Annotated in this window: 24 protein-coding genes; 18 read left to right on the top strand and 6 right to left on the bottom strand. The window is 63.1% G+C overall.

Going from position 1 to position 25,963, the window contains the following annotated elements; all coding sequences use genetic code 11:
• From RA20_RS23755 to RA20_RS23725, 7 genes are all read left to right on the top strand, one after another.
• The coding region (locus tag RA20_RS23755; RefSeq protein ID WP_039135105.1) for a methyl-accepting chemotaxis protein at positions 1-615 on the top strand (615 nt) is incomplete at its 5' end.
• 159 nt (positions 616-774) lie between these two features.
• Positions 775-1,719 (top strand): CheB methylesterase domain-containing protein, encoded by a 945-nt coding sequence (locus RA20_RS23750; protein WP_052249154.1) that lies wholly within the window; start codon positions 775-777, stop codon positions 1,717-1,719.
• Between the two features lie 26 nt (positions 1,720-1,745).
• Entirely contained in the window at positions 1,746-2,309 is a 564-nt protein-coding gene (locus tag RA20_RS23745) for a chemotaxis protein CheD (RefSeq protein ID WP_039135099.1), read from the top strand.
• A gap of 108 nt (positions 2,310-2,417) precedes the next feature.
• Positions 2,418-3,218, top strand: a complete 801-nt coding sequence (gene modA / locus RA20_RS23740; RefSeq protein ID WP_052249153.1) for a molybdate ABC transporter substrate-binding protein — start codon at positions 2,418-2,420, stop codon at positions 3,216-3,218.
• Positions 3,219-3,223: 5 nt separating this feature from the next.
• Complete coding sequence (gene modB / locus RA20_RS23735; protein WP_039135096.1) at positions 3,224-3,919, top strand: molybdate ABC transporter permease subunit; 696 nt, start codon at positions 3,224-3,226, stop codon at positions 3,917-3,919.
• Complete coding sequence (gene modC / locus RA20_RS23730; RefSeq protein WP_039135094.1) at positions 3,919-5,004, top strand: molybdenum ABC transporter ATP-binding protein; 1,086 nt, start codon at positions 3,919-3,921, stop codon at positions 5,002-5,004. The genes modB and modC overlap by 1 nt, the downstream gene beginning before the upstream one ends.
• A gap of 123 nt (positions 5,005-5,127) precedes the next feature.
• Positions 5,128-5,958 carry a bifunctional allantoicase/(S)-ureidoglycine aminohydrolase gene (locus RA20_RS23725; RefSeq protein WP_039135108.1) on the top strand — a complete coding sequence of 277 codons (831 nt, stop codon included), beginning with the start codon at positions 5,128-5,130 and terminating at the stop codon, positions 5,956-5,958.
• Between the two features lie 21 nt (positions 5,959-5,979).
• Here the strand turns inward: RA20_RS23725 and bhcR are convergent, their stop codons facing one another.
• Positions 5,980-6,813, bottom strand: coding sequence for an HTH-type transcriptional regulator BhcR (gene bhcR / locus RA20_RS23720; RefSeq protein ID WP_039135091.1), 834 nt, complete (start codon positions 6,811-6,813; stop codon positions 5,980-5,982).
• A gap of 198 nt (positions 6,814-7,011) precedes the next feature.
• Here bhcR and bhcA point away from each other — a divergent pair, with 198 nt between their 5' ends.
• The 5 genes from bhcA (at position 7,012) to RA20_RS23695 (ending at position 11,997) form a co-directional block, all read left to right on the top strand.
• A complete protein-coding gene (bhcA, locus tag RA20_RS23715; protein ID WP_039135088.1) occupies positions 7,012-8,202 on the top strand; it encodes an L-aspartate--glyoxylate aminotransferase BhcA in 1,191 nt (396 codons plus the stop codon).
• Entirely contained in the window at positions 8,202-9,170 is a 969-nt protein-coding gene (gene bhcB / locus RA20_RS23710) for a beta-hydroxyaspartate dehydratase BhcB (RefSeq protein ID WP_039135085.1), read from the top strand. Before bhcA ends, bhcB begins: the two co-directional genes overlap by 1 nt.
• A gap of 17 nt (positions 9,171-9,187) precedes the next feature.
• On the top strand, positions 9,188-10,351 hold the full coding sequence (gene bhcC, locus RA20_RS23705) for a 3-hydroxy-D-aspartate aldolase BhcC (protein ID WP_039135080.1): 1,164 nt from the start codon (positions 9,188-9,190) through the stop codon (positions 10,349-10,351).
• Positions 10,352-10,422: 71 nt separating this feature from the next.
• Positions 10,423-11,388, top strand: coding sequence for an iminosuccinate reductase BhcD (bhcD, locus tag RA20_RS23700; protein WP_039135078.1), 966 nt, complete (start codon positions 10,423-10,425; stop codon positions 11,386-11,388).
• Positions 11,389-11,484: 96 nt separating this feature from the next.
• Positions 11,485-11,997, top strand: coding sequence for an AmiS/UreI family transporter (locus RA20_RS23695; RefSeq protein WP_039135075.1), 513 nt, complete (start codon positions 11,485-11,487; stop codon positions 11,995-11,997).
• 66 nt (positions 11,998-12,063) lie between these two features.
• On the opposite strand, the gene RA20_RS23690 is transcribed toward RA20_RS23695, so the two are convergent.
• The 3 genes from RA20_RS23690 to puuE all read right to left on the bottom strand — a co-directional run bounded on the left by RA20_RS23690 (position 12,064) and on the right by puuE (position 15,515).
• Positions 12,064-13,536 (bottom strand): uracil-xanthine permease family protein, encoded by a 1,473-nt coding sequence (locus RA20_RS23690; protein WP_039135072.1) that lies wholly within the window; start codon positions 13,534-13,536, stop codon positions 12,064-12,066.
• A gap of 75 nt (positions 13,537-13,611) precedes the next feature.
• Positions 13,612-14,103 carry an ureidoglycolate lyase gene (locus RA20_RS23685; RefSeq protein WP_039135069.1) on the bottom strand — a complete coding sequence of 164 codons (492 nt, stop codon included), beginning with the start codon at positions 14,101-14,103 and terminating at the stop codon, positions 13,612-13,614.
• Positions 14,100-15,515, bottom strand: coding sequence for an allantoinase PuuE (puuE, locus tag RA20_RS23680; RefSeq protein WP_039135066.1), 1,416 nt, complete (start codon positions 15,513-15,515; stop codon positions 14,100-14,102). Before puuE ends, RA20_RS23685 begins: the two co-directional genes overlap by 4 nt.
• 148 nt (positions 15,516-15,663) lie before the next feature.
• Between puuE and uraH the strand changes: the two genes are divergently transcribed.
• Entirely contained in the window at positions 15,664-16,020 is a 357-nt protein-coding gene (uraH, locus tag RA20_RS23675; protein ID WP_039135063.1) for a hydroxyisourate hydrolase, read from the top strand.
• 73 nt (positions 16,021-16,093) lie between these two features.
• Here uraH and RA20_RS23670 read toward each other — a convergent pair whose 3' ends face one another.
• Positions 16,094-17,002 carry a LysR family transcriptional regulator gene (locus RA20_RS23670; protein ID WP_039135060.1) on the bottom strand — a complete coding sequence of 303 codons (909 nt, stop codon included), beginning with the start codon at positions 17,000-17,002 and terminating at the stop codon, positions 16,094-16,096.
• Between the two features lie 105 nt (positions 17,003-17,107).
• On the opposite strand from RA20_RS23670, the gene RA20_RS23665 reads away from it, so the two are divergent.
• Entirely contained in the window at positions 17,108-18,367 is a 1,260-nt protein-coding gene (locus RA20_RS23665) for a urate hydroxylase PuuD (RefSeq protein ID WP_039135057.1), read from the top strand.
• A gap of 122 nt (positions 18,368-18,489) precedes the next feature.
• On the opposite strand, the gene RA20_RS23660 is transcribed toward RA20_RS23665, so the two are convergent.
• Entirely contained in the window at positions 18,490-19,407 is a 918-nt protein-coding gene (locus tag RA20_RS23660; protein WP_039135054.1) for a LysR family transcriptional regulator, read from the bottom strand.
• Between the two features lie 207 nt (positions 19,408-19,614).
• Here RA20_RS23660 and xdhA point away from each other — a divergent pair, with 207 nt between their 5' ends.
• From xdhA to RA20_RS23640, 4 genes are read left to right on the top strand one after another with little or no spacing between them, the layout of a single operon-like run.
• A complete protein-coding gene (gene xdhA, locus RA20_RS23655; RefSeq protein WP_039135050.1) occupies positions 19,615-21,078 on the top strand; it encodes a xanthine dehydrogenase small subunit in 1,464 nt (487 codons plus the stop codon).
• A gap of 12 nt (positions 21,079-21,090) precedes the next feature.
• Positions 21,091-23,409, top strand: coding sequence for a xanthine dehydrogenase molybdopterin binding subunit (gene xdhB / locus RA20_RS23650; RefSeq protein WP_039135048.1), 2,319 nt, complete (start codon positions 21,091-21,093; stop codon positions 23,407-23,409).
• A gap of 3 nt (positions 23,410-23,412) precedes the next feature.
• On the top strand, positions 23,413-24,306 hold the full coding sequence (gene xdhC / locus RA20_RS23645) for a xanthine dehydrogenase accessory protein XdhC (RefSeq protein ID WP_039135045.1): 894 nt from the start codon (positions 23,413-23,415) through the stop codon (positions 24,304-24,306).
• A 32-nt stretch (positions 24,307-24,338) separates the two neighbouring features.
• Positions 24,339-25,931, top strand: a complete 1,593-nt coding sequence (locus RA20_RS23640; RefSeq protein ID WP_039135042.1) for a xanthine/uracil/vitamin C permease — start codon at positions 24,339-24,341, stop codon at positions 25,929-25,931.
• Positions 25,932-25,963: the final 32 nt, after the last annotated feature.

Raw genomic sequence — 25,963 nt, 5'->3', positions numbered from 1 at the left:
ATCGACGACATCGCCTTCCAAACCAACCTGCTGGCGCTCAACGCCGGCGTCGAGGCGGCCCGTGCCGGCGAAGCGGGCCGCGGCTTTGCGGTGGTGGCCTCGGAAGTGCGGGCGCTGGCGCAGCGCTCCTCGGATGCGGCGATGGAGATCAAGACCCTGATCGGCGACAGCACCCAGCAGGTGGCGCAGGGCGTCGATCTGGTGGGCAAGGCCGGCGATGCGCTGCAGTCGATTTCCGCCCGCGTCAGCCATATTTCGCAGCTGGTCTCGGAAATTGCCGAAGGGGCCGAGGAGCAGGCCACCGGCCTGAACGAGATCAACACCGGGGTGACCCAGCTGGACCAGGTGACCCAGCAGAATGCCGCAATGGTGGAGGAGACGACCGCCGCGGGCCATATGCTGAACAGGGATGCCAGCAAACTGTCAGAGCTGGTGGCGCATTTCCGCGTGGCTGGCGGCAGCCGCACGGCGCGGCCGGCAGCGGCTGTCAAGCCTGAACCCGCGCCTGCGCCGTCAGCGCATGGCGGTGAGGACTGGGAGATCGAAGCCAGCCCGGCTCCGGCCGCGGCGGCAGGCGGCGGCAATGCCGCCCGGGATCTCTGGCAGGACTTCTGAATGATCACCGGAGGCGCCGCCCCGCGGCGCCTTCAGACTATGGCCACCAGTGCCTGCAATACTCAGGGCACCGTAAATTGACTGGGGAACCCATTGTCTTCGCGAAACTTATTGATAATCACCACTGACCGCAGCTTTGCCCGCACGTTGCAGAGCTACATGGAGTCGGCTTATCCCGGCATGAAAGTGTTTTTGGCCAACAATCTGATGATGGCCTATAATCAGGCAGAAGCTGCGCAGCCGGTTTTTGCCTTTGTCGAGGACGGCTTTACCAAGCTGCCCGAGTTTGAAATGATGATGGCGCTGTTTTCAGCCATGGACACCCGCTGGGTGTCCGTCATGGACCGGCAGGGTTCAACCCCGGCCAGGAAATCCTCGCCGCTGCTGGACGTCGGTGCGGGGATTTTCGAACTGACCAAGGCCGATCACCCCAGTCAGTTCGCCCAGTATTTCGATATGATGGTCAAGGCGCCGCGCCGCAGTGTCCGCAGCGCGCCGCGCACCGCCAACGGACGGCCGGCGGCGGCGGCGGGCGGCAACAGGAAACTGATCCTGATCGGCTCTTCGACCGGCGGCGTGGAAGCGTTGCGCAGCATCCTGGTGGGCTTTCCCTTCGATTGCCCGCCAACGCTGATCGTGCAGCACACCGGCAAGAACTTCGGTTCCGGCCTGGTGTCCCTGCTGGACCGGATTTGCCCGGCGAAGGTGCGTCCGGCCGAGGACGGTGTTTCTCTGGAGCCGGGCCATGTCTATGTGGCGGCTGGCCAACGGCGCCACATGGGGCTGAGCAGCCGCAAGCCGCTGCGTCTGCGGATGAAGGAAGGTCCGGATATTTCCGGCCATACGCCCTCTGTTGACGCTCTGTTCACTTCTGCCGTGCCATATGGAAAGGACGTTGTCGCCACCATCCTGACCGGCATGGGCCAGGACGGCGCCCGGGGGCTTCTTGAGCTGCGCAAGGCCGGAGCCAAGACCTTTGCCCAGGATGAAAAATCCTCGGTGGTCTACGGGATGCCCAGGGTGGCCTGGGATATGGGCGCCGCGCAGCAGCAGGTGTCGCTGACCCGCATGGCCGGCACACTTCTACAGGCCAGCAAGGCCTGAAAAAATCGCAGGAAGGGACCATAACTTTGACCACAGTTTTCGCAAATTCGAAATCCGTAACGGTACTTCAAGGGGAATACCGGGTTACCACGGATTCGAAGACCGTGTTCTCCACGGTGCTAGGCTCGTGCATCGCGGCCTGTATTTATGATCCCGAAAATGGTGTCGGTGGGATGAATCATTTCCTGCTGGCCAACGCCCGCCAGGGCGGCGCGGCCAATGCCCGCTACGGCATCCACGCAATGGAACTGCTGATCAACGGCATTATGAAGAAGGGCGCGATCCGCTCAAATCTGAAAGCCAAAGTTTTCGGCGGCGCCAAGATGTCTGCCAATCTCTCGGATATCGGCGCATCCAACGCTGACTTCGTGCAGCGCTTCCTGCGTGATGAAGGCATTCCGTGCATTTCTTCCAGCGTTGGCGGAACGTCGGCAAGACGGGTGCGCTTCCATCCCTGTTCCGGTGCTGCCCAGCAAACCCGCGTGCAAGACGACCGGCAGCTTGGCGAAATGGAAAAGCGCGCTGCGGCCCGCCCGGCGCCGGTCCCGGCTCCGGCAGCCGGCGGCGCCGGCGCGGTCGATCTGTTCTGATCAGGCGGCGGCAAACCGGACTGCAGGCGGGGCGGCGTCCCGCCTCGCCTGTCCGGTGCCAAATTCCATTTGCCCGTGCCCGCTGGCGGAGGTAGTCCCTTAGGGGATATGAATACGCACCGGGCCCTGGCATCCTTTCTGCAATCTCTGGCGCGCTGGCGGCTTTGGCTGGCGGCCGCGGCTCTGGCTGCCGGGCTGACGCTCCCGGCGGGCGCCCAGGTCACTGTGTTTGCGGCTTCCAGCACCAAGACGGCGCTGGATGAAGCCGCCGCGCGGTTCGAGGGCATCTCTGGCGAAGCGGTAACCCTGTCTTATGCGGGCTCTCCGGCGCTGGCGCGGCAGATCCAGCTGGGCGCTCCGGCAGATGTCTTCATTTCAGCCAATCCCGGCTGGATGGATGTTCTGCAGCAGGAGGGCCTGGTGGATCCGTCCTCCCGCGTAAACCTGCTGGAAAACCGTCTGGTTCTCGTCGCTTACGGCAGCGATACGGCGCAGCTGGACCTGGCTGAGGCAGATCTGGCCGGGCTGCTGGGCGGTGGAAAGCTGGCCATGGCGCTGGTGGATGCGGTGCCTGCAGGGATCTACGGCAAGGCTGCTCTGTCGGAGCTGGGGCATTGGCCGGCAGTTGCGCCGCATGTGGCGCAGGCTGCCAATGTGCGCGCGGCGCTGGCGCTGGTGGCGACCGGAGAAGCGCCGCTGGGGGTGGTCTTTGCCACGGACGCCAGCGCAAGCAGCGATGTTTCGGTGGCGGCGGTCTTCCCGGAAGAGAGCCACCCGCAAATCATTTACCCCGCTGCTGCAGTCCTGAACGGCAACAGTGAAACGGCCCGTGCCTTTCTTGCCTATCTGCGCAGCTCCGAGGCCCGGGATATCTTCAGGCGCCATGGTTTCGGGGTGCCGGAACAGTGACCGGAATGGCAGCATGGCTGGGACCTGAGGAATGGCAGGCAGTGATGCTGTCGCTGCGGGTCTCGTTCTGGGCGACGCTTGCCGCGCTGCCGCTGGCGGTCTGGATGGCTTTTGTGCTGGCCCGCGGCCGGTTTCCGGGCAAGCAGCTGCTGAACAGTGCGGTGCATCTGCCGCTGATCCTGCCGCCGGTGGTGACAGGATACCTGCTGCTGCTGCTCTTCGGCACCAAGGGGCCCATTGGCGGCGCGCTGCAGCAGATCGGCATTGTCTTAGCCTTCCGCTGGACCGGTGCAGCTTTGGCAGCCGGGATTATGGCCTTCCCGCTGATGGTGCGCGCCATCCGTTTGTCGGTCGAGGCGGTGGATCCCAATCTGGAACAGGCCGCGGCGACGCTGGGAGCCTCGAAGCTTTGGGTCTTTGCCACGGTTACCCTGCCGATGATCCTGCCGGGTGTTATCGCGGGCACGGTGCTGGGGTTTGCCAAGGCAATGGGAGAGTTCGGCGCCACAATTACCTTTGTTTCAAGCATTCCGGGGCAAACACAGACCCTGCCGTCTGCAATCTACACTTTCCTGCAGGTGCCCGGCGGCGAAACCGCTGCGCTGCGGCTGACGCTTGTGTCCATCGCCGTGGCGCTAAGCGCGCTACTGCTGTCCGAACTGCTGGCCCGCCGGATAGCTGCGCGGGTGGGAGGGCGCTGATGCTGACGGTATCGCTGCAGCATGCGCTGCCCGGTTTCGGGCTGGATGTGGAATTTGAGGCGCCGCCAGGGGTCACCGTGCTGTTTGGTCGGTCCGGCACAGGCAAAACCACTGTGATTCAAGCGGTTGCAGGTCTTCTGCATCCAGATCGGGGGCGGGTGGCTTTGAATGGCGATGTGCTGTTTGACACAGCGGGGCGTCACTGGCTGCCGCCGCACAAACGCCGGATGGGCTATGTGTTCCAGGAAGGCCGGTTGTTCCCGCATTTGACGGTGCGCCAGAACCTGCTGTTCGGGCAATGGTTTGCCCCGCGCGGTGCCAAGCGGGAAAGCCTGGGCCGGGTGGTTGAGATGCTGGGTATCGGGCCGCTCTTGCAGCGGCGGCCGGGAGCGCTTTCGGGCGGCGAGAAACAGCGGGTGGCGATAGGCCGGGCGCTGCTGTCGGCGCCGCGGATGATCCTGGCTGATGAGCCTCTTTCGGCGCTGGACGAGGCGCGCAAGGCGGAGATTCTCCCGTATTTTGAGCGGCTGCGGGATGAGACTGGCATCCCCATGCTTTATGTCAGCCATTCCGCAGCTGAAGTGGCCCGGGTCGCCACCACGGTTGTGGTGCTGCAGGATGGCCGGGTGCTGCGGCAGGGCACTGCTGCCGAAGTGCTGAGCGATTCAGCTGTCCTGCCAACCGGGGTACGTGCGGCGGGCGCATTGCTGGAAGCGCGGGTTGCCTGCCACCACGCGGATGGGCTGACCGAGCTGGATGCAGGCGGCGTGCCATTGTTCCTGCCGCAAATCGGCCAGCCGCCAGGCAGCCCGGTGCGGGTGCGGATCTCGGCGCATGAGGTAATCCTGTCGCGAAAACGCCCGGAAGGGCTGTCGGCGCTCAACATTCTGCCAGGAACCATTGAGCATATCCGCACCGGCGGCGGTCCTGGTGCGATGGTAGCGCTGCAGACGCCGGCCGGACGGGTGCTGGCGCGGGTGACCAAGCGCTCGGCCCAGGCACTGGCACTGGTGCCGGGGGCGGATTGCTTTGCGGTGGTCAAGACTGTCTCCATCGCACCCGAGAATATTGGCGGAACCAGGTAAAGTGGCCGGCACCTTCAAAAATAGCAAAACAATCCTTCATGTATTCTTGATACGGAAATAAGTTCGGTTGCGCCGCGTAGGCCGTTATCAATGGAGGCAGCAGTTCAGCAGGAAAGGCAGCCGATGACCAAACGATCCTACTACGCACCGGAAGGCGGTCTGCCGCCGCAAACCCAGCTGCTGACCGACCGCGCGATGTTCACCGAAGCCTATGCGGTGATCCCCAAGGGCACGATGAGCGATATCGTGGCCAGTCTCATGCCGTTCTGGGACGACGCGCGCTTCTGGGTGCTGTCGCGGCCCCTGTCCGGTTTTGCCGAAACCTTTTCCCAGTATATCGCCGAGGTGCAGCCCGGCGGCGGCAGCGACCGTCCGGAGACTGAGCCGGGTGTTGAGGCGGTGCTGTTTGTGGTGCAGGGGGCGATGACGCTGACCATCGATGGCACCGCGCACGAGATGGGGGAGGGCGGTTATGCTTTCCTGCCGCCGCAAGCCGTCTGGAGCCTGCGCAACAACGGTGATGCGCCTGTGCGTTTCCACTGGATCCGCAAGGCGTATCAGGCGGTTGCGGGGCTGGACGCGCCCGAAGCCTTTGTCACCAGCGACAAGCACGTCGATCCGACCCCGATGCCGGAAACCGAGGGCAAATGGGCCACCACGCGGTTCGTGGATCCGAACGACCTGCGCCACGACATGCATGTGACGATTGTCACATTTGAACCCGGCGCAGTGATCCCCTTTGCCGAGACCCATGTGATGGAGCACGGGCTTTATGTGCTGGAAGGCAAGGCGGTTTACCGGCTGAACCAGGACTGGGTCGAGGTCGAGGCCGGCGACTACATGTGGCTGCGCGCCTTCTGCCCGCAGGCCTGTTATGCCGGCGGGCCGGGCAAGTTCCGCTATCTGCTGTACAAAGATGTGAACCGCCACATGCCGCTGGCGCCGCTGCGCTAAGGACGGGCGCTGCCCGGCTTGTCAGCCGGGCGGGGTCTCATCTGCCGCAGGTGCGCCCAATCCATAGGAGAGTTTCTGCGCGGCGTCCTTGACCAGGGCGCCGATGCCGCTGATGCCGCCATCCGGCATCCGGGCAGTGGGGCCGGAGATGGAAATCCCGGCCAGCACCTCGCCCTGCATGCCAAAGACCGGCGCCGCGACACAGCGCATGCCCGGCGCTTTTTCCTCATCATCAAACGACCAGCCGCGCTGGCGGATCTGGGCCAGATCTGCGCACAGGGCCTCCGCGGAGGTCAGGGTTTTCTCCGTGAACCGCTCCAGCGCCCGGCCGCGCAGGAAACGGGTGAGCTGATCATCTTCAAAACAGCTGAGCAGCGCCTTGCCGATGCCTGATGCGTGCATCGGCGAGGTTGTCCCCGGCGGGAAGAAAGCGCGGATCGACTCATGGGTCTCCACCTGGCTTACGAACATCACGTCGCCGCCGCGTTCGATGCCGAGGTTTGAGGTCTCGCCTGTGGCCTCCATCAGTTCGCGCATCACCGGCCGGGCGCGTTCAATGACGCTGGAGCGCCGCAGGAAGGCGGAGCCAAGGCGGAACGCCATGGCACCGATGTGCCAGGTCTGGCTTTGCGGCTCCATCTCGACAATCTGGCGCGCCTCCAGGGTGGAAAGCACCCGGTACATGGTGGCTGCCGATTGATCGAGCGCTGAGGAAAGCTCCGTCAGCGTCATGCCGCTGGCGCCAGCCAGTGCGTCCAGCACATCCAGCGCCCGGTCAAGCGATTGAATGGTGGCCGGCTGGCTGGCGGAATCAAAGCTTTTCGGGCGGCCTTTGCGGCGCGGCGGCTGGGGCATTTTCAGGCCTTCCTTGGCAATTCAAGCAGCAGCTTCTGAATAATTATGAAAATCACTTCTGTACAGTGAAAAAACTAAAGCACTTGAAATAATGTCATTTTTCTCTGCCATGCCAGTTTTTGAAATCTTTTTTCAAAAAAATTCACCTGCGGGCAGCTTCCCTTTACTGTGAAGGAAATCGCCACAGGAGGGCACGAAATGAGCTTTCAAAATCCGGTTTTCATCCCCGGTCCGACCAATATGCCCGAAGCGCTGCGCAAGGCCGTGGACATGCCGACGCTGGACCACCGCTCGCCGCTGTTCGGTCAGATCCTGCACCCGGCACTGGCCGGGGTGAAGAAGGTTCTGAAAAGCGAGAACGCCGAGATTTTTGTCTTCCCGTCGACCGGAACCGGCGGCTGGGAAACCGCGATCACCAATACTCTGAGCGCCGACGACAAGGTTCTGGCCGCCCGCAACGGCATGTTCAGCCACCGCTGGATCGACATGTGCCAGCGCCACGGGCTCGACGTTCAGATTGTCGAAACCCCCTGGGGCGAAGGCCTGCCAGCGGACCGTTACGAGGAAATCCTGACCGCCGATACCGCGCATGAAATCAAAGTGGTTCTGGCGACCCACAACGAGACTGCCACCGGCGTCAAATCCGACATCGCCGCTGTCCGCCGCGCGTTGGATGCGGCCGGCCACCCGGCGCTGCTGTTTGTCGATGGCGTGTCCTCCATCGCCTCGATGGATTTCCGCATGGATGAGTGGGGCGTCGACATTGCCGTCACCGGCTCGCAAAAAGGCTTCATGCTGCCGCCGGGCCTGGCCATCGTTGGCTTCTCGCCCAAGGCGATGCAGGCGGTGGAAGCCGCGACCCTGCCGCGCACCTTCTTTGATATCAAGGACATGGCGCTTGGCTATTCCAACAGCGCCTACCCCTACACGCCCTCTGTCGGCCTGCTGAACGGTCTGAACATGGCCTGTGGTATGCTGCTGGACGAAGGGTTGGAGAATGTCTTTGCCCGCCACTACCGGATTGCCGAGGGCGTCCGCGCTGCGGTTCGCGCCTGGGGGCTGGAGCTGTGCGCTGTGTCGCCGGACGTCTACTCCGACAGCGTCAGTGCCATCCGCACGCCGGACGGGTTTGACGCCAACAAGTTCGTGAGCCTGGCAGCCGAGAAATACGGTGTCGCCTTCGGCACCGGCCTGGGCGAGGTCGCGGGCAAGGTGTTCCGCATCGGCCACCTGGGCAGCCTCACCGACGTGATGGCGCTGTCGGGCATTGCCACCGCCGAAATGGTCATGGCCGACCTGGGGCTGAATATCCAGCTGGGTTCCGGTGTTGCAGCGGCGCAGGACTACTACCGCGGCAACCAGGCCTCCAGCACCAAGGCTGCCGCCTGATGAAGGATACCGCGATGTATATCCCGACTTATGAGGACATGCTGGCTGCGCATGAGCGCATCCAGCCCCATATCCGACGCACGCCAGTGCGCACCTCTGCCTTTCTGAATGAGCTGACCGGTGCGGAGCTGTTCTTCAAATGCGAGAACTTCCAGGAACCGGGCGCCTTCAAGGTGCGGGGCGCAACCAACGCGGTGTTCGGGCTGGACGAGACGCAGGCAGCAAAGGGTGTGGCGACACATTCCTCGGGCAACCATGCCTCCTGCCTGTCCTACGCGGCGATGCTGCGCGGTATTCCCTGCAACGTGGTGATGCCGCGGACCGCACCGCAGGCCAAGAAAGACACCGTGCGCCGCTATGGCGGCAGGATCACCGAGTGCGAGCCCTCGACCAGTTCGCGCGAGGAGACCTTTGCCAAGGTGCAGGCCGAGACCGGCGGCGATTTTGTGCATCCCTACAATGACCACCGGGTCATCGCGGGGCAGGGCACGTGCGCCAAGGAGTTTGTGGAGCAGACCGATGGCCTCGACATGGTTGTGGCCCCCATCGGCGGCGGCGGCATGATCTCGGGCACCTGCCTGACGCTGTCGACGCTGGCACCGGAAACCCAGGTGATTGCGGCAGAGCCGGAGCAGGCAGACGACGCCTACCGCAGCTTCAAGGCGGGCTACATCATCGCCGATGACGCCCCCAAGACCATCGCCGACGGGCTGCTGGTGCCGCTGAAAGACCTGACCTGGCATTTCGTCTCCAACCACGTGAGCGAGATCTACACCGCGTCAGATCCCGAAATCATCGATGCAATGAAGCTGATCTGGAAGCATCTGCGCATCGTGATGGAGCCGTCCTCGGCGGTGCCGCTCGCCACCATTCTGAAAAACAAAGACGCCTTCGCGGGCAAACGCGTGGGCCTGATCGTCACCGGCGGCAATGTCGACCTGGACAAGCTGCCCTGGATGAACAGCTGATTTTGGGAGTTAAACTCATGAACGTGCAGACAAATTTCGAAGAGCTTGAAGTTGGTTATGACATCCCGGCGGTTCCGGGCATGGCCGAGGCCGACATTCAGACCCCGGCGCTGATCCTCGACCTGGACGCGCTGGAGCGCAACATCAAGAAGATGGGCGACTATGCCAAGGCGCACGGCATGCGCCACCGGGTGCACGGCAAGATGCACAAGTCGGTGGATGTGGCCAAGCTGCAGGAAACTCTGGGCGGCGCGGTTGGCGTCTGCTGCCAGAAAGTGTCCGAGGCCGAAGTTTTCGCCCGCGGCGGCATCAAGGACGTGCTGGTTTCCAACCAGGTGCGCGATCCGCGCAAAATCGACCGTCTGGCCCGCCTGCCGAAGCTGGGCGCCCGCACCATCGTCTGCGTCGATGATATCGAAAATGTTGCCGACCTGTCGGCGGCGGCGCAGAAGCACGGCACCGAAATCGAGGTCTTTGTCGAGATCGACTGCGGCGCCGGCCGCTGCGGTGTGACCACCACTCAGGACGTTGTGGCGATTGCCAAAAGCGTCGATGCAGCCGAGGGGCTGAAGTTCTCGGGCATCCAGGCGTATCAGGGGGCGATGCAGCACCTGGACACCTATGAGGCGCGCAAGGAGAAGCTCGATATCGCCATCGAGATGGTCGAAAACGCAGTGCAGGGCCTGAAGGCGGTTGGCCTGGAGCCGGAACTGGTCTCGGGCGGCGGCACCGGCTCTTATTACTTCGAGAGCAACTCGGGCGTGTTCAACGAACTGCAGTGCGGCTCCTACGCCTTCATGGATGCGGATTACGGCCGCATCCTGGACAAGGACGGCAACCGCATCGACCAGGGCGAATGGGAAAACGCCTTCTTCCTGCTGACCCAGGTGATGAGCCACGCCAAGGCCGACAAGGCCATTGTGGATGCGGGCCTCAAGGCGCAGTCGGTGGACAGCGGCCTGCCCTTCATCTTTGGCCGCGACGATGTGGAATACATCAAATGCTCCGACGAGCATGGTGTGGTCGCAGACCCCTCGGGCGCTCTGAAGGTTGGCGAAAAACTGCGGCTGGTGCCCGGCCACTGCGACCCGACCGCCAATGTGCATGACTGGTACGTCGGCGTCCGCAACGGCAAGGTCGAAACCGTCTGGCCCGTCTCGGCCCGCGGCAAGGCCTACTAACTGAACCATCCCCGAACTGGCGGAGGTGCGCATGCCGCCCTCCGCCGGCTTTTTGCTGAGGAGAACCAGACATGTATATCGTTCCGGAAAAGGAAATTGCAGGCCTGATGACCCGTGAAGCCGCGTTCGATGCGGTTGAGAAGGTCTTTGCCTCCATGGCGTCCGGTGATGCCTATAACTTCCCCGTGGTGCGCGAGGCGATCGGCCATGAGGATGCGCTTTACGGCTTCAAAGGCGGCTTTGACCGTGCGGGCCTGACGCTGGGCCTGAAGGCCGGCGGCTACTGGCCGAACAACCTGGAAAAGCGCGGGCTGATCAATCACCAGTCCACCGTGTTCCTGTTCGACCCGGACACCGGCAAGGCCAAGGCGATGGTGGGCGGCAACCTGCTGACTGCGCTGCGCACTGCCGCGGCGTCCTCGGTCTCGATCAAGCATCTGGCCCGCAAGGACGCCAAGGTGATCGGCATGATTGGCGCGGGCCATCAGGCCAAGTTCCAGCTGCGCGCGGCGCTGGAGCAGCGTGAGTTTGAGAAGGTCATCGGCTGGAACCTGCACCCGGACATGCTGCCGAACCTGCAAGAGGTTGCCGATGAAGCGGGCCTGCCATTTGAGGCGGTGGAGCTGGACGGCATGCGCGAGGCGGATGTGATCATCTCGATCACTTCGTCCTTCGACGCGATCCTGAACGCAGGTCAGGTCAGCCCGGGCACCCACATCGCCTGCATGGGCACCGACACCAAGGGCAAGCAGGAAGTGGACCCGCAGCTGCTGGTGGCGGCAGATGTGTTCACCGACGAGGTGGCCCAGTCGATCACCATCGGTGAAGCGCAGCACGCGGTAGCGCAGGGGCTGATCCAGGAGGCGGACGTGGCTCAGATCGGTGCGGTCATCAACGGCACCAACCCTGGCCGCACCTCGGACGATCAGATCACCCTGTTCGACGGCACCGGCGTCGGCCTGCAGGACCTGGCCGTGGCAGCTTCGGTTGTTGATCTGGCCGTGGCGCAGGGCATCGCGATTGAGGTCGATTTCTAAGCCTCAGCCAGAAACACATTCTGCAATTCTCCGCATAGCGGATCAGCAGGAGAGAGGTGTACCTCTCTCCTGTTTTTCTTTTGGAGGATACCGAACATGTTTCTGGGCTTGAGTCTGCTGGTGGTTGGGGTGGTGCTGTGCCTGAACGGTGTCTGGCAATTCGGCCGCATCGAAGACCGGGAAATCTGCCTGATCAATTTTGCCGCGGCGGCTGTCTTCTTTGCCATCGTCCTGATGATTGCGCTTGCCGCGCAGCAGCCGGCGGATCTGCTGGACGCAGGCATGACACTGCTGTTCGGCACCACGTACCTGTGGGTTGGCTACAACCGCCTAGTCCCGTCCAGCGGCGCGGGGCTTGGCTGGTTCAGCGGTTTTGTGGCGCTGACAGCTGCACCGATGGTGCTGCGGGTGCTGGCGCAGGCAGACGGGCTGTTCGATATCTGGCTGGCCGCCTGCTGGGCCGCTTGGTCCGGATTGTGGTTTCTGTTCTTCCTGAACCTTGCCCTCAACCGCGGCAGCAGCTGGGTGACGGCCTATGCAACGCTCTTGTGCGGGATCTTTACCGGCTGGCTGCCCGGGCTTGCGGTTCTGCCCGGGCTCGCCGGCTGAACAGAAAAGCCGGCCCGTTTCAGGGGCCGGCCTTCTTGGTGTTGCAGGTATAGCCTGGCGTTTGGATCAGGCGCGGTCCTCTTGCGGCAGCGAGCCTTTGCCGTGGCCGCTCATCCCGCCCGAGACTTCCTCGGTGGCCTCATCGGCCAGTTCTTCCGGCAGGATCAGGTTCAGCACGATGGCAATCAGTGCGGCGGGCAGGATGCCCGAGGCGGCCAGGATGCGCAGGGTATCGGGCAGATACTGCAGCGCGTTCGGGGAGCCGGGCTTCAGGTTCATCACCTCCAGTTGCAGGCCAAAGCCGATCGACAGCGCGATGGCGAAGATCACCATGTTGCGGCGGTTCCAGACCACATCCGACAGCATCGAGACACCGGCCGAGACAACCATGCCGAACATCACGATCACGCCGCCGCCCAGCACCTCGATCGGAATGGTGCGGATCACCGCGCCGACCTTGGGGATCAGGCCGCAGATGATCAGGAAGATCGCGCCGATGGTGACCACGTGGCGGCTCATCACGCCGGTCATGGCAATCAGGCCGACGTTCTGGCTGAAGGAGGTGTTCGGCAGGCCGCCGAACAGGCCGGCAATCGCGGTGCCGACGCCGTCAGCATAGGTCGCGCCCTGGATTTCCTTGTCGGTCGCCTCGCGGCCAGCGCCGCCTTTGGTGATGCCGCTGACATCGCCGACGGTTTCCACTGCGCTGACAAAGGACATCAGGCAGAAGCCGATCACTGCAGCTGTGGTGATCTCGATGCCGTATTTGAAGGGGTTCGGCAGGCCAAAGGCTGCTGCGCGGTCCCAGCTCTGGCCGATGCTTTCAAAGGTGACGAGGCCAAAGAACATCGCGTAGACATAGCCGACCAGGATGCCGATCAGCACCGCCGAGACAGACATCATGCCGCGGGTGAAGAACTTGAGGCCAAGGGTTGAGAACACCACCACCAGCGCCACCGACCAGTTCAGCAGGCTGCCGTATTCTTCCTTGCCAAAGGCCTTGGCGGGCACGCCGCCGGCAGCGTATTCGATGCCCACCCGCACCAGGTAAAGCCCGATCATCAGCACCACCAGGCCGGTGACCAGCGGCGGCAGGGCAAAGCGGATGCGGCCGATCACGGTGCCAAGGGCAGCGTGGAACAAACCGCCGACCAGCACGCCGCCAAAGATCGCGGGCAGCGCCTCGACGCCCTTGCCTGCGACCAGCGGGATCATGATCGGGATGAAGGCAAAGCTGGTGCCCTGCACAATCGGCAGCCGGGCGCCCACAGGCCCCATGCCGATGGACTGGAACAGCGTCGCGATACCGGCAAACAGCATCGACATCTGAATGAGGTAGCTCATGTCCGGGAAGCCCTGCGCGCCGGCATCCGAGCCAAAGCCAAAGCCGGCGGCGCCGGAGATGATGATGGCGGGTGTGATGTTCGAGACAAACATCGCCAGCACATGCTGGATGCCCAGCGGTACTGCCGTCATCAAGGGCGGGGTATAGTTGGGATCGCGCAGCTGTGCCGGCGACCCAATGGAAGTGTCAGCCATGAGGTCGTTTCTCCTGTCGGTCATGGGGATCTCGCCGCTTCTTGTTGTTATGCGAGCGGCTTCAGGGGTTTGCGGTTAGTCTGAGACCACTGTGAAAGGCTCCTTGAACCAATGTTCTTCGAGGTTCGGCGTGGTGCCGATACGGTCCACCACGATGTATTGTCCGGGCGCGCCCAGGGGCGCGAGCACCCCGTGCCAGGTGCTGCGGTGCAGGTTGATGGACTGGCCCGGCTGGCTGATGAAGGCCTTCAGGCTGACCGGGGTGCCGTCATCATCATCGGCGACAACAACCAGCATCGGCACACCGCTGACCGGCACAAAGGCCTGGCTGCCTTCGGGATGGCGCTCCACCATGTCCACCTTGTGCGGCAGGTGGCGGGCCTGGGCATCAAACAGGCTGATGCCGGCCCGGCCGTCCGGGCCGAAATCCAGGGCTGCACGGTCGTGGTGACGGCCGCACATGCCCTGATTGATCAGCTTGTCCGGTGCGCCGTTCACTTCGATCACATCGCCATAAGGCGCAAAAGCCTCCGCCGTCAGCGGCACCGCTGTCAGCCAGCGGCTCATGGCAGCAGGTCCTGCAGGCGGAACTGGGCAATGCGCTCAACCTGGCGGCAGGCCTCGTCGAACTCGGTTGCCCGGTCGTTATGGATGCGGCGGTGGAAGGCCTCCATGATCGAGGCCTTGTTGTGGTCGCGCACAGCAATGATGAAGGGGAAGCCGTGTTTCTCCACATATTCGGTGTTGAGCCGGGTGAAGCTCTCGCGCTCGTCATCGGTCAGCATGTCGAGGCCGGCACTGGCCTGTTCCGAAGTGCTTTCTGCCGTCAGACGGCCCGCAGCCGCCAGCTTGCCCGCCAGATCGGGGTGCGCGGTCAGCACGCCAAGGCGCTCTTCCTCAGACGCGGTGCGGAAGATCCGGCACAGCGCGTTGTGGACACCTGCGGCGCAGTCATGCGCCGGGCCCAGCTCCAGATCAAAGGCGCGGTCGGCAATCCAGGGCGAATGCTCGAAGATCGAGCCGTAAGCGGAGACAAATTCCTCCCGGCCCATCCGGCTGGGGCGGACGCGCTGTTCGGGCGCATGGGTGGCGGCCCAATGCTCAGCGATGTCGATGCGGCGCGGGCACCAGACGTCCTCGAAACTTTGGATGTAGTCGATAAAGCGCTTGAGGCCCGCGATCTTGCCCGGACGGCCGACCAGCCGGCAGTGCAGCCCGATGGTCATCATCTTCGGGGCACCCGCCTCGCCCTCGGCATAGATCACATCAAAAGCATCCTTCAGGTACTGGAAAAAATGCTCACCGGTGATCCAGCCCGGCGAATTGGCGAAGCGCATGTCGTTGGCTTCCAGCGTGTAGGGAATGATCAGCTGATCACGGCCGCCGGTTTCCAGCCAATAGGGCAGATCGTCGTCGTAAGTGTCGGAGATGTAGTCGAACCCGCCTTCCTCAGCCACCAAACGCACGGTGTTGGCACTGCAGCGGCCGGTGTACCAGCCGCGCGGGCGGTCGCCGGTCACCTCGGTATGCAGGCGCACGGCTTCGGCAATCGCGGCACGCTCCTCTTCCTCGGGCATGTCCTTGTGCTCGACCCATTTCAGGCCGTGGCTTGCGATTTCCCAATCCGCGTCCTTCATCGCCTGCACCTGTTCAGGCGAGCGGGCCAGCGCAGTGGCAACCCCATAGATGGTCAGCGGAATGCCGGCGCCGGTGAACAGCCGGTGCAGCCGCCAGAAACCGGCGCGGCTGCCGTATTCATAGACGGACTCCATGTTCCAGTGGCGCTGGCCGGGCCATTGCGCCGCACCGGGGATGTCGGAAAGAAACGCCTCGGAGGCCGCATCCCCGTGCAGGATGCAGTTCTCGCCGCCCTCTTCATAGTTCAGAACAAATTGCACGGCGGCTTTGGCCCCATTGGGCCACTGCGGGTCAGGTGCGGCAGCACCGTATCCGCGCAAGTCACGAGGATAGCGCGTCACGTCAGGTCTCCTGTCTTTTGTTCCTTATAGAACAGAATAATCCGGGTAGGCTTTCAGTAAATTTTTGAAAGAACTTTTTGACTCTTGCCGCTGTATGGGGCGGGCTTAACCAAGCATACCTAAGGAAACGGACTGATAGGAGGCTGAGATGGCCGGATTTCTGACCACCCACGTGCTGGACACCGCCCGCGGCTGCCCGGCGGAAGGACTGAAGATCGACCTTTACCGGATCGAGGGCGGCGAGCGCATCCACCTGCGCAGCCTGACTACCAATGACGACGGGCGCACGGATGAGCAGATCCTGCCGGCAGGCGAGTTCGCCACCGGCACCTATGAGCTGGTGTTCCACGCCGGCGGCTACCTGCGGGCCACCGGTCAGGCCGGCGCTGATCCTCTGTTCCTGGACGAGGTGCCGCTGCGCTTTGGCATGAGCGAAGCGGACAGCCACTATCACGTGCCGCTGCTGCTGTCGCCCTACGGCTATTCCACCTACCGCGGCAGCTGATCCCCGAAATACCTCCTCCTCCCGCTTGGCATCTGCCGGCGGTTCCCGTCCCAGGCAACTGGGGCGGGCTTTTTTATTCAGAAGGGAGGGAGGCCTGAATGTGATCCACCATGAAGTCCATGAACAGGCGCACCTTGGGGTCCTGATGGCGGCGGTGGACATAGAGGCAGGCCATCTGGATCGGAATCGGCGGCTCCTCTGCCAGCACCGGCACCAGCCGGCCTGAGGCCAGATGCTCGGAAATCTCAAACACCGGCTTCAGGATGATCCCGTGCCCGTCCAAGGCCCAGCTGGTCAGAACATCGCCGTGGTCCGATTCAAACGGCCCGGTGACCGTCACCCGCTTGACGCCGTCGCGGCTGCGCAGCGGCCATTGAAACTCCGGCGCACCGGGATAGCGCAGGTTCAGGCAATCATGCGCCTCGGTCTTCAGCTCGTCGCTGCTGGCGGGCTGGCCGCGCCGTTTGATGTACTCAGGCGAAGCGCAGAGCACCCGCGGGCAATCGGCAATCTTGCGGATGCGCAGATTGGAATCTTCCGGCACGCCCAGGAAGAAGGACGCATCCAGCCCCTCGGCAGCCAGGTCCAGTTTGCGGTCCGACAGACGTAGCCGGATTGAAATCAGCGGGTAGGCTTCGTTGAACTTTGGCACTGCAGGCGCAATCAGCCGCTGCCCCAGCCCCAGCGGCGCCGCCACATAAAGCGTGCCGCGCGGCGTTTGCGTGACGCTGCTGATATCGGCTTCGGCCTCATCCACCGCTTCCAGGATCTTGACCGCGCCGTGATAGAACAGGTTGCCTTGTTCGGTGGGATTGAGCAGCCGCGTGGTGCGCTGGAACAGGCGCACGTTAAGGTGTTCTTCCAGCTGCGAAATCCGTGACGACGCCACCGCAGCCGAAATCCGCATGTCGCGCGCTGCGGCGGACATGTTGCCAAGTTCATAGACGCGGACGAAAGTGCGGATATTGTCGAGATAGGCCATTCACGTATTCTTTGTGTTATTTTGAAACAGCTTGGGTTTTTTACCTAATACATGAAAATAGCGGCATGCTCTAGTGTCCTTGCCAAAGCTTATGAGGAGAGAACAATGGAAGAGCTTGTGATCATGTGGGACTGGCTGGGCTTTGCGGTCCGCTGGCTTCACGTCATCACCGCCATTGCCTGGATCGGATCGTCCTTCTACTTCGTGGCGCTGGACCTTGGCCTGCGGAAGGTTCCGCATCTGCCGGTCGGCGCGCATGGCGAGGAATGGCAGGTCCATGGCGGCGGTTTCTATCACATCCAGAAGTACCTGGTGGCGCCGGAGAACATGCCGGACCATCTGATCTGGTTCAAATGGGAAAGCTACGCCACCTGGCTGTCGGGCGCGGGCCTGCTGATGATCGTCTACTGGGCGGGCGGGGAGCTGTACCTGATCGACTCCAGCAAGGCCGACCTGGCCCTGTGGCAGGGCATCCTGATTTCCGGCGCATCGCTGACCGTCGGCTGGATCATCTATGACTTCCTGTGCAAATCGCCTCTGGGTGAAAAGCCGACTTTCCTGATGGTGCTGCTGTTCGTGCTGCTGGTCGCCATGGGCTGGGGCTACAACCAGATCTTCACCGGCCGCGCGGTCATGCTGCACCTGGGTGCCTTTACGGCTACCATCATGACAGCAAACGTCTTTTTCATCATCATGCCGAACCAGCGCATTGTGGTGAAGGACCTGCAGGAAGGCCGCACGCCGGATGCCAAATACGGCAAGATCGCCAAGCTGCGCTCGACCCACAACAACTATCTGACGCTGCCGGTGGTGTTCCTGATGCTGTCGAACCACTACCCGCTGGCCTTTGCCACCGAGTACAATTGGCTGATCGCAGCGCTGGTGTTCCTGATGGGCGTGACCATCCGCCACTACTTCAATAGCAACCACGCCGGCACCAGCAACCCGACCTGGACCTGGCCGGTGACTGCCCTGCTGTTCCTTGGCATCATGATCCTGAGCCATGCGCCGCTGCAGCAGGACACCTATGAAGAATCCGAGGCGCGGGAGCTGACCAAGACCGAGCAAATCTTTGCCAGCAACCAGCATTTCGAGGATGTGATGAATGTGGTGCCGGGCCGCTGCTCCATGTGCCACGCGCGCGAGCCCTTCTATGAGGGCATCCGCCGCGCGCCCAAAAACGTGCTGCTGGAAACCCCTGCGGATGTGGCGAAATACGCCAAGGAGATCTACCTCCAGTCCGGCGTCACTCATGCGATGCCACCCGCCAATGTCAGCTATATGGAGGAGGATGAGCGCGCCCTGATCCGCCGCTGGTACGGCAGCGCTTCCAAGGATCTGCCGTTTGCGCTGGCTTCAAACTGATCCAGCTCTGCTCTAAAACCGGGAACGGCTCTGCCCTGCGGCAGGGCCGTTTTTCTTTGGCACCATGCGTGCACCCCCTGTACACCGCCTGTGCACCGGGCAGCCGCCGGAAGGAGGGGATGCTACTCCCCGGCCTCGCTGCGCCGGAAGGCCGTCAGCCCGTGTTTCACTGCATAGTCCACGAACAGGCGGATCTTCGGATCCTGCAGTTTCCGGTGCGGGTAAAGGCATCCGAAAATGGTCGGCTCCGGCGGCGTGTCCGGCAGCACCTCTACCAGCGCGCCGGAGCGCAGATGGGCCGCCACATCAAACCGCGGCTTGTTGACGATGCCGCGCCCGTCCAGCGCCCAATTGGTCAGCACGTCGCTGTCGTCGGCGTCGTATTTGCCCGAAACCTCCAGCTTGCGCGGACCTTCGGGCGTTTCCAGCGTCCAGTAGTATTCGGGCGAGCGCGGGTAGCGCAGCAGCAGGCAATTGTGTCCGGTCAGCAGGTCCTCCGGTACCTGCGGGGTTCCGTGGCGTTCCAGATACTCCGGCGCCGCGCACAGAACACGGGTACAATCGGCGATCTTGCGCATCTTCAGGGTGGAGTCATGCGGGGTACCGATAAAAAACGCCACATCCAGCCCGTCTGCCAGAATGTCGACCTTGCGGTCCGACATCCGCATGCGGATTTCGGTGGCGGGGTAGTCCTCGACAAAGGCAGGCACCAGCGGCGCAATGATGCGGCGGCCGACGCCCAGCGGTGCAGTCACCCGGATCACCCCGCGCGGCGCCTCGGAGAACTGCGAGACCACCGCCTCGGCGTCTTCAATCGATTCGAGCACCTTCTTGGCTTCCGCATAAAACAGCTGTCCGACCTCGGTCGGGGTCAGCGATCTCGTGGTGCGGTTGAACAAACGCACGCCAAGATGCTTTTCAAGCTCCTTGATCCGCTTGCTGGCCACCGCCGGCGTCAACCTCAAATCGCGCCCGCCAGAGGTGATGCTGCCCAGTTCGACGACTCGGGTAAAGACGCGCAGGGATTCCAGATAAGACATGTTTAACAGTCCTTTGCGGGGCGCACTTGGCGCTTGGGCCTAAGATCAAACGGCGGTATTCCTGCCGGTTCCGGCACCTATTAGCCTAACCATTTTCAACAGGGTGTTGAAAGCCTTTCGCGATTGCAGCCGTTAACCGTGGCAGTCAGACAAGGTAAAAATAAAGCAACAGATTCAAAAGCTGTCTAGCGACGACTTGGAGGCCAGATGGAACATCAACACGACATCCGCTTTCTGCTGAACGGGCGGGAGCACTCGGTCAAGGACGTGAAGGCGACCACGACCCTGTTGGATTTCCTCCGTCTGGAACAGCGCCTGACCGGCACCAAGGAAGGCTGCGCCGAGGGCGACTGCGGCGCCTGCACCGTGCTGGTGGGCCGGCTGCATAACAGCGCCCTGCGCTATGAGGCGGTGAACGCCTGCATCCGTTTCCTGGCCTCGCTCAACGGCTGCCACGTGGTGACGGTCGAGCATCTCTCCGGCCCGAACGGGCGGCTGCACCCGGTGCAGCAGGCGATGGTCGAATACCACGGCAGCCAGTGCGGCTTCTGCACCCCCGGTTTCGTGATGTCGCTGTATGCGCTGTGGATGGAGAACCCGCAGCCGACCGAGGCGCAGGTGGAAACCGCCGTGCAGGGCAACCTGTGCCGCTGCACCGGCTATGAGCCGATTGTGAAGGCGGCCCTGGCAGTGAACCAGTACGGCACCCCGGCCAATGACTACCTGACCACCGAACGCAACAGCCTGACCGCCAAGCTGAAGGCGATCCAGCCCGAGACCCGCGTGGTGACCGGCCCCGAGGACGACCGCGCCATCCTGCCGCTGGATGCGGCGGATTTGGCAGACGTGCTGGCTGAGAACCCCAAGGCAACCATCGTCGCAGGCTCCACCGATGTGGGTCTGTGGGTCACCAAATTCATGAAGCCGATTTCTCCGGTGGTGTTTGTTGCCCATCTGGAAGAGCTGAAGGCGGTTGAGCTGACGGATGAGGCGCTGATCATCGGTGCCGGCGTCACCTATACCGAAAGCGAAGATGCCATCCGCGATGCCTTCCCGCATCTGGGAGACTACTGGGACCGCATTGCCGGCTGGCAGGTGCGCAACATGGGTACCATCGGCGGCAATATCGCCAACGGCTCTCCCATCGGGGACACCCCGCCGGTGCTGATTTCCTTGGGCGCTGAAGTAACCCTGCAGAAAAAGGGCGGCAGCCGCACCCTGCCGCTGGAGGACTTCTTTATCGACTACGGCAAGCAGGACCGCGAGCCTGGCGACTTTGTGGCCTCGATCCGCATTCCGCTGCGCCGGGACGGGCAGATCGACGCCGCCTACAAGATCTCCAAGCGCCGGGACGAGGATATTTCCTCGGTTGCGGCAGGCGTCAGCGTCACCGTGGCCGATGGCGTGATCACCTCTGCCCGCATCGCCTTCGGCGGCATGGCGGCAACGCCGAAACGCGCCGCGGGCGCCGAAGCGGCGCTGGTTGGCCAGCCCTGGGGCGAGGCCGCGTTTGACGCGGCAGCGGAAGCGGTGAAGCAGGACTTCACGCCTTTGAGCGACTGGCGCGCCTCTGCCGAGTACCGCGCGCTGTCGGCCAGCAACCTGCTGCGCCGCTTCTACCTGGAAAACGAGGGGGGAACCGCCGGTGCCGTCCGGCTGGCCGTCGCCTGAGGAGGATTTGAGATGAAAGACCATCAGACCATCAGCGGCGCCGTGCATCATGACCGCCAGCACGACAGTGCGATCAAGCATGTAACCGGCCGCGCCGAATACACCGACGATATCGCCGAACCCTATGGCACGCTGCACGCTTACTTGGGTGTCTCAACCGTGGCGCATGCCAATATCAAGGGCATCGACCTCACCGCTGTCCGTATTGCCCCCGGCGTGGTGGATGTGCTGACCGCGGATGATGTGCCCGGCGTCAACGACATCAGCCCCACCGGCAAGCATGACGAGCCGGTGTTCCCGACAGAGAAGGTGGAGTTCCACGGCCAGCCGATGTTTGCGGTGATTGCCGAGACCCGCGATGCCGCCCGCCGTGCGGCTGAGCTGGCGCAGGTCGACTACGAAGTGCTGCCGCATGCGCTGGACCCGGTCCAGGCCCAGAAGGCGGGCTATCCCATGGTCACCGATCCGCTGAAGCTGGAGCGCGGCGATGTGGAAGCGGGCCGCAAAGACGCCCCCCACCGCATTCAGGCGCAGATGACCGTCGGCGGCCAGGACCACATGTATCTGGAAGGCCACATCGCCTTTGCCATCCCCGGCGAGGATGAGGATGTCACCGTGCATTGCTCCACCCAGCACCCCAGCGAAGCGCAGCATATGGTGGCGCATGTTCTGGGCGTGGCAAACAACGCGGTGACCGTCAACGTGCGCCGGATGGGCGGCGGCTTTGGCGGCAAGGAAAGCCAGATGAACCTGTTCTGTGCGGTGGCTGCGATTGCCGCGAAGAAGCACAACAGACCCGTGAAGATCCGCCCGGACCGCGATCAGGACATGACCGCCACCGGCAAGCGCCATGACTTCGTGATCGACTATGACGTGGCCTTTGACGATGAAGGCCGCATTCAAGCGGTCGAGGGCGGCTTTGCCGCGCGCTGCGGCTATTCCTCGGACCTGTCCGGGCCGGTCACGGACCGGGCGTTGTTCCATGCGGATAATGCCTATTTCTACCCGAACGTGCTGCTGAAAAGCCGTCCGATGAAAACCAACACCGTCTCCAACACCGCCTTCCGCGGCTTTGGCGGCCCGCAGGGTGTGGTCGCTGCCGAACGGATGATCGAAGAGATCGCCTATGCCCTCGGCAAGGACCCGCTGGATGTGCGCAAGGCCAACTTCTATGGCGAAGAGGGCCGCGACCTGACCCCTTACCATCAGAAGGTGGAGGACAATATCCTTGACCGGCTGATTGGCGAGCTGGAGGAAAACGCCGAGTACCGCAAGCGCCGGGAAGAGATCATCGCCTTCAACAAGGAGTCGAAGATCATCAAGAAGGGCATTGCGCTCACCCCGGTGAAATTCGGCATCTCCTTCACCGCGACCTGGTACAATCAGGCGGGTTCGCTGATCCATGTTTACAATGATGGCTCGATCCACCTGAACCATGGCGGCACCGAGATGGGGCAGGGCCTGAACACCAAAGTGGCGCAGGTTGTGGCCGATGCCTTCCAGGTCGATTTCGAGCGCATCAAGATCACCAAGACCACCACCGAGAAAGTGCCGAACACTTCGGCCACTGCGGCCTCGTCCGGGTCGGACCTCAATGGCATGGCAGCGCTGGATGCGGCGGAGCAGATCATTGCCCGGCTGACCAAATTCGCGGCGGAGAAGTATGAAGTCACTGAGGCGGAAGTCGAATTCCTGCCCAACCGGGTTCGAGTTGGCGGCGAAGTCATCCCCTTCGACACACTGGTGAAAGAGGCCTATATGGCCCGCGTCCACCTGTCGGCGGCGGGCTTCTACAAGACGCCGGAAATCCACTGGGACCGCGCGGCGGGCAAGGGGCAGCCGTTCTTCTATTACGCCTATGGCGCGTCCTGCTCGGAAGTCTCTGTCGACACCCTCACCGGCGAATACCGGGTCGAGCGCACCGACATCCTGCACGACGTGGGCCGCTCGCTGAACCCGATCCTGGACAAGGGCCAGGTGGAAGGCGCCTTTATCCAGGGCATGGGATGGCTCACCACCGAGGAGCTGTGGTGGGACGGCGAAGGCCGCCTGCGCACCCATGCACCCTCGACCTACAAGATCCCGCTGGCCTCTGACCGGCCGCGCATTTTCAACACGCAGCTGGCTGAATGGTCGGTGAACAAGAAACGCACCATCAAACGGTCCAAAGCCGTGGGCGAGCCGCCGTTCATGCTGGGCATTTCGGTGTTCGAGGCGCTGTCGATGGCGGTTGCCAGTACCGCGGATTACACGGTCTGCCCACGCCTGGATGCGCCTGCCACGCCGGAGCGCGTGCTGATGGCGATCGAAACCCTCAAAGGGCAGGGCTGAGCTATGGCCCGCCGCCTCTCCCTTCGGGACTTTCTGGCCAGCCACAAACATGTGGTGCAGGTTGCGCTGACCCGCGTCCGCGGTTCCTCCCCGCGCGAGGCCGGCACCTGCATGTTTGTGGCGGCGGAAGGCCTGTGGGGGACCATTGGCGGCGGCCAGCTGGAATATATTGCCATCGACCACGCCCGGCGGATGCTGAAGCAGTATGTGATCAGCGATACGCTGGATGTGCCGCTGGGGCCGGAAATCGGCCAGTGCTGCGGCGGCCGGGTGGAAATGTCGCTGGCGCAGATGCGCCAGGCTGACCGCGACAATGCCATTGCCCGCCAGCAGGCCGAGGAACAGGCGCTGCCGCATGTCTATGTGATGGGCGCTGGCCATGTGGGCCGGGCGCTGGCGGATCTGTTCCAGCATATGCCGGTGCGCTGTATCCTGATCGACCAGCGCGCTGAAGAGCTGACCCTGTGCAACGCGGATGTGGAAATCCGCCAAAGCGCTATCCCTGAGATCGACATCGCCACCGCACCAGCGGGCAGCGCCTTTGTTGTTCTCACCCATGATCACGCGCTTGACTTCCTGCTTGCCTCCGCTGCCCTGCAGCGCGGCGATGCGGGCTATGTCGGGCTGATCGGATCGGCCACCAAGCGGGAGAAATTCCGCCGCTGGTGCCGGGACCATTGCGACGGGCTGGGAACAGACCGTCTCATCTGCCCCATCGGGGCAAGCGGTAGCCGCGACAAGCGGCCCAGCGTCATCGCGGCCTTCGTGGCGGCGGAAGTGATCGCTGATCTGACCTCTGAAACTGCCGCGTCCGCTCCAGCACGGAGCATGGAATTGCCCGAACCGGGCAAGCAACCGGACGCAGAGGGAGACACGGCTGGAGCATTCAGCCGTTAAGGACTGCGTCCTCTTGACAGGAGGAGGCCGCCATGACCGGGCGGAGCTACACGTACAAACTGTTCGCGCGGAATGACTTCAGTGCATTCTGGGCGCTGTTCACCGACAACCTGATCAACCTGATCGTGCTTTCGGGCATCTGTCAGTTTGTCTTCAACATGCCTGCCGACATCGTGTTCGGCCGCATCGTGCCTGGCGCCGCAGTGGCGATCCTGGCCGGTATCGCGGTCTACACCTGGATGGCCAAGTATATCGCAGAAAAAGAAGGCCGCGACGTGACCGCGCTGCCTTATGGCATCTCGACACCCGTCATGTTCGTCTATCTGTTCGGCGTGATCGGCCCGATCTACTGGTCCACCAATGACGCGATGCTGGCCTGGCAGGTGGGTATCGGCGCGGGCTTTATGGGCGGCATCGTCGCCGCAATGGGCGCCATTGTTGGCCCCTGGCTGAAGCGCGTGACCCCGCGTGCGGGCATGCTCGGCACCCTCTGCGGTATTGCGCTGGTGTTCATCGGCACTGTGCCGCTGGCAACGATCTTTGAGGATCCGTTCATCGGATTTGCCTCGATGATCATCATCCTGTGGGGCCTGGTGGGCCGCCACCGGCTGCCGTTCAACATCCCCGCGGGCCTGCTGGCGCTGATCGTCGGCACCGTTGTGGCGCTGGGTATGGGCAAGGCTTCGGTCTCGTTCGACGGCGTGGGCGTCTACCTGCCGATCCCGTATTTCGGCGACCTGATTGCCGGTATCCAGCATCTGTTTGCCAACCCGGAGCTGTTCCTGGTCCTGGTGCCGGTGCAGATCTACAACTTCATTGAGACCATGAACAACGTTGAAAGCGCCGAAGCCGCGGGCGACCACTATCCGGTTGGCGTCTGCCAGGTGACCGACGGCGTTGGCACCATGATCGGTGCGGTCTTCGGCTCGCCGTTCCCGACCACCGCCTATATCGGCCACCCGGCCTATAAGCGGATGGGCGCGCGCTCGGGCTATATCATCGGCGTTGGCCTGGTGATCCCCTTTGCCGCCTTCTTTGGCCTCCTGGCGTTCCTCAACAACCTGATCCCCGTGGCCGCTGCCGCGCCGGTGCTGGTGTTTGTGGCGCTCAGCCTGGTGACCAATACCGCGCATTCGGTGAAGACCGATCATATCGCCGCGGTGACCATTGCGATGATGCCGCATGTCTCTGCCTTCCTGGTGGTGAAATGGGGCGCGCTGGCCGGAGCCTTGGGCGCACTGGGTGCCACCGGCATGGCCCAGCTGGGCGATCCGGAACTGACCGCAGCGCTGCTGCAGCAGGGCGCGCACTACGAGGGCCATCTGGCGCTCAGCCAGGGTGCGATCCTGACCGGCCTGATCTGGGGCGCCATCGTTGCCAGCGTGATCGACGGCGACTTCCGCAACGCGGGCGGCTTTGCCCTGGCGGCGGCGGGCATGGCGCTGGTGGGCGTGATCCACTCGGCCAGCCTGCATTGGCCGGAGTTCAGCGGCATTGCCCTGGGCTACCTGATCGCCGCAGCCTTCCTGTTCATCTACCCGATCTTCCACAAGGCGGATGAGGCCGAGGAAGCAGAAGAGGACGGCGCCAAGCCCCACGTGCCGCATCTGCCGGCGGGCGAATAACCTCAAACTCACTCACGGAACAGGGCAGGGGG

This window comes from Leisingera sp. ANG-Vp (genome assembly GCF_000813725.1).
Classification (GTDB): domain Bacteria; phylum Pseudomonadota; class Alphaproteobacteria; order Rhodobacterales; family Rhodobacteraceae; genus Leisingera.
This window is presented reverse-complemented; position numbering and strand designations above follow the sequence as displayed.